1 protein-coding gene and 1 pseudogene are annotated in these 2,709 nt (G+C 44.5%); one reads left to right on the plus strand and one right to left on the minus strand.

The window, feature by feature from the left end:
* Positions 1 to 357: 357 nt before the first annotated feature.
* On the minus strand, positions 358 to 2,067 hold the full coding sequence (locus Q0502_RS01345; RefSeq protein ID WP_298646263.1) for a sodium:alanine symporter family protein: 1,710 nt from the start codon (positions 2,065 to 2,067) through the stop codon (positions 358 to 360).
* A gap of 260 nt (positions 2,068 to 2,327) precedes the next feature.
* Between Q0502_RS01345 and Q0502_RS01350 the strand changes: the two are divergent.
* Positions 2,328 to 2,709: pseudogene (locus Q0502_RS01350) on the plus strand (gfo/Idh/MocA family oxidoreductase); the annotation flags it as partial.

Raw genomic sequence — 2,709 nt, forward strand, 5'->3', positions numbered from 1 at the left:
GGCCAGGTGTCCGATATGTACCGGGCCGTTCGCATACGGTAGCGCCGATGTAATAAGCGTACGTTTAAATTGTTTTGACATATTCGAATTTCGAGTTACGGGTTGCGTGTTCGTGTTGCGAAGGAACGTCTTTGTGCAGACTAACATCCTTCCTTAAAGGCTGCAAATTTACATGATTTTTTTTAAACTTGCTATAATCCTATTGTTGGGGCTAATGAATAATTAGTCGATTTGATGATTTAACGATTTGATAATTCAATGATTTATTAGTCTGTTCCTCAATAAACTTAGAATTATCACATTGGCACATCAACATATTGACTTTTCACTTTTCGTTTTCCATTTTTCACTTTTCGTTTACCAGATCCTTTTCTCAGGATGTTCCTTTTTGAAACCGGTCCAGTAATCTTTAATGGTCGATTTCACTTCCTTACGCAGAATAAGCAGTCCAAGCAGGTTGGGGACCGTCATAAAGGCTACTGTGATCAATGATAAATTCCAGATGATGGTGGTATCGGTAAAGGAGGCAAGAAAAAAGCCCAGAACAAAGATGATCCTGTAAAATACGACATATTTTGCGCCAATCAGGTAGGTCACGCTTCTGTCGCCGTAATACGACCAGGCGATAGCAGTAGAGAAAGCAAACAGAAGTAATGCGATGGCGACAACATATTGTCCGGCATTGCCCAGCACACTTCTTGTAAAAGCGGCTGTAGAGAGGGGAGCGCTGTGAATAAGCGAATTGCCTGTAAAAGTTAAATTGGCTGACCTGTCGGTTATTCTTCCATTGGTGACGGTTATCTCTCCTGAAAAAGGTTGTCCTCCTTTTCTCACTTTAACGTTTTCGGCCAGTGAGCGTGCATGAATAATAGAGATTTTGTCCCGGATTTGACCTTCTTGTACCTGCAGGACACCCGAAAAGAGCGCCACTTTGGCTTTGCTGTTCAGATGATTTTTGAGATCCGCCAAATCTTTCTCGTTGTGTTCATAGTAATAATCTGCCAGAATTTCAATATCGGTCTGTTGGAACTGATTGGGGAGTTTCTCGTTCCATACGCCCGACGATAAAAGTACCATGCCTGTAAGGAAGCAGATGATAATGGTGTCGATGAAAGGCTCCAGAATAGCGACCATTCCTTCCGAAACCGGCTCGTGCGCCTTGGCTGCAGCATGGGCAATAGGTGCGGAACCCTGTCCGGCTTCGTTGGAAAATAGCCCCCTGTTCACCCCGTTATTGAAGGCAAAGGCAAATCCGGCCCCCAGAAATCCGCCCACAGCCGCGGTACCGGTGAAGATATCGCGAAACATGGTAATGAAGGAGGGGATAATATTCTGATAATTGGAGGCGATAACAGCGATGGCTCCCAGGAAATAGATGATTGCCATGAAAGGTACGAGTTTTTCGGTTACCTGTGCAATCCGTTTGATCCCGCCGATGATGATCAAGGCCAGTAAAACGGACAACACGGCGCCGGTCACCATATGTTGTATGCCGAAAGTGGCGAACATGGCATTGGAGATACTGTTAACCTGAGGCAAGCTACCCGTTCCAAAAGAAGATAAGATAGTGGCTATTGCGAAAAAGCCCCCTATCCAATACCCCGTTTTGATCCGCTTCCCATTTTTCAGCCTGATGTTAAGCCTCTTTTTCATATAATACATGGGACCGCCGGCAACCATTCCTTTCTCATCGAAGTCACGGTATTTATGCGACAAGGTTACTTCTACAAATTTGGTGCACATTCCCAGGAATGCCGTCATCAACATCCAGAACAGTGCTGCGGGTCCTCCCAGGTGGACAGCCAATGCTACACCGGCAATATTTCCGGTACCCACCGTTCCCGAAAGAGCGGTCGCCAGCGCCTGAAAATGGGAGGTGTCACCTTTGTCGGTCTCTTTGTCGTATTTCCCTTTTACAATACGGAGAGCATGTGAAAAGTACCGGATCTGCGGAAACTTTAAATAGCATGTGAAAAAAACACCTGTTCCCAGAAGGAGGAAAATAAACCAGTTGTTCCCTGCAATATATTGATGGATAATGAGAAAGATATCATTGAGTTGTTGCATAAGGGCAAATTTCTTTGGGATCGATGAATGAATTATCTGCAAATATAGATATTCATTTAAAAAATCAAACCTTAACTTAAAAAAATATTACTATGTCGTTTTTGTACAAACTTTATTATCTTTGTTTCATCGTAAGAGTTCTTTCTATTATTCTCCGGATATCTGCGTAAGTTTCAATCATAGCCGGCCGGTAATTTTGCAGGGGATTGATCTGCGCAGATCGAAACAGACGAAACATAAATTCTAAATAATACTTTATCATGGACAGACGAAATTTTTTAAAGAAATCCGCCATTTCAGCGACGGGTCTGAGCCTGACCCCCCTGATGGGAAGATCCTATTCTTCCGTTTTCGGCCAGCCCGCCCCCGGCAATAAGATCAAGATCGGCCTGATCGGTTGTCGCAATCAGGGATGGAGTAATTTGAGGGCTTTCCTTCAATATCCCGGTGTAGAGTGTATCTCCCTATGCGATGTGGATGATCAGTGGCTTTATCAGCGCGCAACCGATTTGGAGGAGTTGGCCGGAAAAAAGCCTCCACAATTGGTGAAGGACTGGCGCAGAGTGATCGACAATAAAGATGTGGACATGGTGATCATCGGAACACCCGACCATTGGCACTGCCTTCAGTTAATTGCCGCCT

Origin of the sequence: uncultured Proteiniphilum sp. (assembly GCF_937873925.1) — a bacterium.
GTDB lineage: Bacteria > Bacteroidota > Bacteroidia > Bacteroidales > Dysgonomonadaceae > Proteiniphilum.